Consider the following 5,747-nt stretch of genomic DNA (forward strand, 5'->3'; position numbering starts at 1 on the left):
AACCACACCCGACCGCATCAGGCCCTCAACATGCGCCCACCAGTCCCCGAAACTCTAGTCCGAAATGGCCCAGAACACGGGGGCTAGACAGTCAGATGAGGCATTCCAGGATGCTGCTGCAGAAGCGAAAACTCTGAACTCCAGATTAGGCCGAGTGCGCCTCTTGTTGAACCGGTGGTACTGCTCGACGATGTTGTTATCCGACTTAGATGAGCTCAGCGCTCCAATCGGTGGTGTTAAAGGCCTTGATGTGCATAAGAGTTGATCCACCGGGTATGGGGTGAGAACGGCGTAAGCAAAGGGACCACTTCTACTCTATTCTCGAGGTGGGAAGGTGTCTCGGTTTAGCAGACCCGACAGCTCCAATTGAGTAGTGCCACCGCTATTGCCGATGACTTAGAATTTCCTCTAGGGAACTTCGATGTTCACGCTACGAATTGAGAAAGATCAGATACCGTCTGAACGCTTACATCATTCAAGTCTGTTGCCCGTCAACCTCGACTTAGCATTGATAAGAAAATTCGAACACCGGGTTATTTATCAAGCCGCCGCTGGTGATACCACAAATCCTTCCGGTGGAGTTCAGGTACGCTTGCGCAGCTGCTCGGTACCGGGATATCTCAGATGTCGGGTCGTCGAACAGGCCGTAGGTTCTTCCGTCGAAAAGACCCTCCAAAACAGCGGAAGCGGCCGAGGGACCAATCTGTATCTTCGATGCTTCAGGTCGATCGCTTACTGTAAATGTCTGACCGTCGTACCGGAATGAACTGGATGATGAGTTCAGTTGGTCCCCGCCGCCGGCGCATGCCGAGATAAAAAATGCACCCAAAAAAAATGTAACACAGCGTCGCATTCTAAACATCTCCAAAATCTTCGTCCGGCTGTTCAGCACCTTTATTGCAATTAGCATCTGCAGTGCAACCTCAGAAGACACTGAGACAAAACTTTGCTAGTCATCTAAATTGATGGCCTTCCAGCAACGATCAGGCTTCGACAGATCGGCTCCTGGAAAGGCTAAATTGCCAGCATGCACCAAACCCTAAGGCGGTCACTTGGTAGATTGCGAGCGCAAACCTAGTAAAGGCTTACTTGTTCCATAAGCCAGGGCAAATCTCGACCTGCCGCCTCTTAATCAGGATTAGTCGGGTAAGTTGAGTATTTCGCTATTGCGACCCCGGTTTCGCGATTGAAGGCAATATAAGCACCGTAGGATCCGATGCCAAACGCGACATTCTCGTCAAGCACGTACCATTGGTTGCTATAGTGTTTAAATCCCGGCAATGCCGACGCGTAAGGACCATCCTCCCAAGCCGCAGCTTTATCTGCATCGGCAGAAAAAATGTCTGCAATGTAGTCTTCCGAGATCACCTGCTGTCCGTCCACAATACCACTATTGGCCATTGCATGGGGAAGTTTGACGAAATCGCGCAGGGTAAAAGGCTTTGTTGCAAAGTTTTGAGCTAGCCGAACTGTCTTGGCGATCGGAACGAAGTTAGGCTGCCAGTTCAGCTAATTGTTTAAACGGACAGAGTCCGGGCGCGAATTGGCCCTTTCGGATCATGTGTGACACCTCGATGCCAGCAAGTGTTGCTGCTGCTGAGGGAAAGCTCTTGAAACCGAGCATCGGGCGCGTTCGCCGTTTTATGAAACGATGGTCTTGTTCTACAATGTTGTTCAGATATTTCCGCCTGATCATCTCGATCGGGATGGGCAGCCAAAACCCGCAAGCATCTTGTTGATTGCCTTGATGCCAGCGGTGTTGGCACCGCTTATGTCGATCACGATCTTTCGCGGCAGACCGTTGACCTCCAGCATTCGGGCGAAAAACCTTGTGGCGGCCGGCTTGTTTCGACGCTCGGACAGCATGAAATCAAGAGTTTTACCGTGTTTGTCTACGGCACGATAAAGATAAACCCATGTACCTTTTAGTTTGATGTGCGTTTCATCCATTCGCCAGGAGCGGTCGCAATGTCCCTTGCGACGACGCGCTGCATCAGCGATTGCACCAGAATACCGTGTTACCCATCGGTTCAGCGTGGTGTGATCCACTTACACACCGCGCTCGGCCATGATTTCTTCCAGATCCCGGTATGACACACCGTATCGGACATAAAAAAACACCGAGAACAGGATCACATCCTTAGGATATTGTGCGCCTTTGAAGGAAATCATGAACTGACTTTCGACTGATTTAACCGAAGGTCATTCACCCGCGGCATCTGACGTCGTCAACAGACAAAAGCTTGCAACAGATCCCCCAGACGGCACAGGCGATGATCTCACGCGGAAAACGAAAGCCCTTCAGGCGAGGCATCTTGGACGGCATCTTCATGCGTGAGGCCTAACCAGTTCAGAACGCACAAACAAGTTGGCAATGCCCGTTCAATCTGTCGGTAGGAAAGTTGTTCTAGTAATTGATTCTCCAGACTATTATAGTGTCAAAATACAAAGGAATACCTGCGGTGAAGAAAACAAAAAGTGCAATCTTAATTATTGCCTTTATCGCTATGGGCAGCGCGCCTGTAGCCGGCGAAGATTATTAGGCTGGTGCCCACGCCGGTATACAACTGGGCTTCGCTTCCAGTGATTTCGAGGACCTCGCGGCTATTTTCGATGGTGATGACAGTGACGACGGTTTCGTCGCGGGTATCAGTGTTGGCTACAATTGGAGTCTGAACAATGGCTGGTACATAGGCCCGGAACTTCAGTTTGATATTGAAGATCTCAGCATTAATGACCCCGATACCGGAGGCAGTTTGGCATACGACGCGATAGTTCGATTAAAACTTGTCGCTGGCCGGGAAATTGCGGATGGTCGTGGCTTGCTGTTTGGCAGCTTGGGCGTGGCTTACAGTGGGCTCGACGCGGTTGGTGAGTTCGTTGCGGATATAGATGACAGTCAGACTGACTGGATGGTCGGTATCGGGTATGATCACAGGCTAGGCCAATCTGATTGGACGCTTGGCGGCGAGTATATTTACCATAATTTCGATGACTTCGACTATGATCTGGTTCAATTACGTCTCCAGTACCGCTTTTGAATATCCTAAAGCGCACAAACGTCAAGTAACCGATCAATACCAAGAATGTTCAACAGCCAACTGCCTTAGCCGCCGAAGAGTGGAACTTTTTGTCAGACCGTGAAATCGAAACAGTAACCATTTTGGCTTAACTGTGATTGCGTTTCCGAAATCACGAAACGGCTCTAAAAGGTATCGACGTTTCAGAGACTTCCGCTTAATCCGAATAGGGGTCCACTCTTTTAGCGGACAACTCGTAGGCAATGTCAGCCAAGTGAGTGTTTGCCACGCGTGTGTTGAACTCGCCTGTGACCCACACCGGTTCAAACAGTTCTGCAAATTCAAATTGCACCTCTGACTTTACAAAGACCATCTGGTTAGCCGGTGGGGGCGGTACATGTATACAAGCGCCCACATAAGGCACCAGAATAAACTCACTTACTGCAGTACCATTGAACTCAAGTGGAATTGTATACCCGGGAAGCCGAACAACCTGTCCGTTCCAATCTGTGCGAACCCCTTCATACCGAGGCTGCTGACTTAACATGGAAGCAGCGCCATGTTGTAAAATGCCGGTTATGGGTTCCGGTACCGATTGACCTTCCGGTATCAAGTCGCCCCACGCCAGTTCTACAGGTTCATCGGCCGCTGCAAAACCCGGTACCAGTGACACGGCCGCCATCCCCTGCAACAGACGGCGTCGTTTCCAACTATTTCCCTGCTTAGGGTGTCTATTTTCAAAAGTCTCTCTCATACTTCCTTCCTTCCTGACGCCAGAAGCGTGAAGTAATTCAACAAACTGACCAATTCTTGCTGTAGGAATCGCGAACAGCATGGGTGAACACCTAGAGAAGCGCTAGTAGGGCCGTGCCTTATTCCTCAGCTAGATAAACTTCTTCTCCGGCGAAGACCGTTCGCAAAACTTTGGTATTCTTGATATCCGTAGACTCGATTTTTGTGATGTCGCGATCAAGGACAATCATGTCCGCGAACTTGCCGACCTCGATGGAACCTGTTTCGTTTTCGACACCGATCACATGCGCAGGTCCAAGAGTTGAAGCTCGGATTGCTTCCGACGCAGTGACTGCATTTTGCGGAAAGAAAGGACCGCTTTCCGGATCGTCTGGCCTCACCCGCGAAACCAAAAAGCCTATCCTCGCCCATGGATCAAGTGGTCCGACCGACCAGTCACTTGCGAATGCGACTTCCGCACCGGCGTCCAGCAAGCGGCGCGGGTTGGTGTATGCGGCGACATTCATCCGGCCCATGACGTCTTCGAAGGTTTTGACCGTCGCTGACGGGAACCAGACAATCGGCGATAGCTCGATCGTCAAACCAAGGTCTGCAAACCTCTTTATGTCTTCTTCACGGATCAGGCCGTTGTGCGTCGGGTGGTGACGGATGTCGGACTCCGGGAAGGCTTTTTTCACTGCCTTGATAGCGTTCAAACTCTCACGAACTGACCTGTCACCCGTCCCGTGGGCCATGACCACCCGATCCATCTCTGTTGCCAGCGAATAGAGAGCAAGAAGGTCAGCGGGCGAATAATAGTGCACGCCGAAGTTGTCGGTTCCCGGGTAAGGGTTGACCAACCAGCCTTCTCGAGTGGGCGGAGTCCCATCCAAAAAGATTTTGAAACCACGGGGATCGAAGAAATCCAATACATAGTCATCCGCGCTTTGAATGGTCTCGATCTGCTCGTCCAGAGTGCTGCCGGCATCATAATAGTTGTAGCTCATCGCCATGTGCATGCGGAGTTTCCACTCTCCGGCGTCATTCAGCGCATGAACCGCATCAATGTGGCTTTGATAGCCTGCAGCGGCTTTGACGCTCGTTATTCCGAGTGAGTGAAACAGGTCCTGAAATCCTCTTGCCGTTCCGATCATTTCTTCTTTCGGAAAAGGTGGCATGGAACGCCGGGCGAACCCGATTGCGAATTCTCGGATTGTTCCACTCGGAACTCCAAACCCATCCCGAACCACCACTGACCCGTCCGGAAGGTCAGCATCACGTGCCGCCATGATTCCTGACAATTCAAGCGCCTTGGTGTTCATCCAGACGCTGTGAGCGCTCTGGTCCTGAATGAATACCGGACGGTCCGGGATGACTGAATCCAGCAATTCTCGTGTCGGCGCTTCATCAGGGAACATGCCGGGGGGCCAGGAGCCGCCGATGATCCACTCCTTGTCCGGGTTGGCGTCAGCATAGGCCTTGATCTCGGCCAGAATGGACTCCGGCGTGCTGTTGTCCTCGATTCCCAGCAGGTAGCTGTCGCGATGGAAATCCTCGAAGGGATGCATGTGCACATCGATGATCCCCGGCATGGCAAAGCCGCCGTTCAAATCGACGACTTGCGTTTCCGGGCCGCGGTGGTTTTCCACACTCTCGGCCGATCCGACCGCAATGAACTTCCGGTTCTTGATTGCCACGGCTTCAGCCAAAGGGATCTCTGCGTTGACCGTGAAGATGGTGCCGCCAGTGTAGATCGTGTCGGCTTCTTGTGCATTTGCACTGCTCAACGTCAAAATCGACGCCGCAATCCCTAAAACGGTCAGGTTCTTCATGCTTTTCTCCACTTGTGTCGCCACGTTATCCCCTTACTGAAGGTGTGTCCAAAATATTGTACCTTCATTGAGCTGTCCGTCGTCAGGGATTTTGGGACAGATGGCGCTCTGATCTAAGAGAGGATGTGGCTCATCTGGTTGGTTTGATTATGCGGCGGATTTG

The 5,747-nt window shown here is 51.5% G+C and carries 4 protein-coding genes and 2 pseudogenes; 1 reads left to right on the top strand and 5 read right to left on the bottom strand.

All coding sequences use genetic code 11. The features are described 5' to 3' along the window. Positions 1 to 1,128 precede the first annotated feature (1,128 nt). The 3 genes and pseudogenes from ACR0MV_RS21565 to ACR0MV_RS21575 form a co-directional block, all read right to left on the bottom strand. Positions 1,129 to 1,368 (bottom strand): hypothetical protein, encoded by a 240-nt coding sequence (locus tag ACR0MV_RS21565; RefSeq protein WP_170601788.1) that lies wholly within the window; start codon positions 1,366 to 1,368, stop codon positions 1,129 to 1,131. Between the two features lie 124 nt (positions 1,369 to 1,492). Beyond that, positions 1,493 to 2,172, bottom strand: a pseudogene (locus ACR0MV_RS21570) (IS6 family transposase). 81 nt (positions 2,173 to 2,253) lie between these two features. Further along, positions 2,254 to 2,332: pseudogene (locus ACR0MV_RS21575) on the bottom strand (IS6 family transposase); the annotation flags it as partial. Positions 2,333 to 2,561: 229 nt separating this feature from the next. Here ACR0MV_RS21575 and ACR0MV_RS21580 point away from each other — a divergent pair. Beyond that, positions 2,562 to 3,041, top strand: coding sequence for an outer membrane protein (locus ACR0MV_RS21580; protein ID WP_171722220.1), 480 nt, complete (start codon positions 2,562 to 2,564; stop codon positions 3,039 to 3,041). 196 nt (positions 3,042 to 3,237) lie between these two features. Here the strand turns inward: ACR0MV_RS21580 and ACR0MV_RS21585 are convergent, their stop codons facing one another. Beyond that, positions 3,238 to 3,855, bottom strand: a complete 618-nt coding sequence (locus tag ACR0MV_RS21585) for a DUF3299 domain-containing protein (RefSeq protein WP_480703714.1) — start codon at positions 3,853 to 3,855, stop codon at positions 3,238 to 3,240. 37 nt (positions 3,856 to 3,892) lie between these two features. Continuing rightward, positions 3,893 to 5,584 carry an amidohydrolase gene (locus ACR0MV_RS21590; protein ID WP_170390265.1) on the bottom strand — a complete coding sequence of 564 codons (1,692 nt, stop codon included), beginning with the start codon at positions 5,582 to 5,584 and terminating at the stop codon, positions 3,893 to 3,895. Positions 5,585 to 5,747: the final 163 nt, after the last annotated feature.

This window comes from Ruegeria sp. BC3 (assembly GCF_056539265.1).

What these genes read in the sequence shown, in the direction of transcription:
- ACR0MV_RS21585 (WP_480703714.1), bottom strand. Translation starts at nt 3,855, where the DNA reads ATGCTGTTCGCGATTCCTACAGCAAGAATTGGTCAGTTTGTTGAATTA.
- ACR0MV_RS21590 (WP_170390265.1), bottom strand. Translation starts at nt 5,584, where the DNA reads ATGAAGAACCTGACCGTTTTAGGGATTGCGGCGTCGATTTTGACGTTG.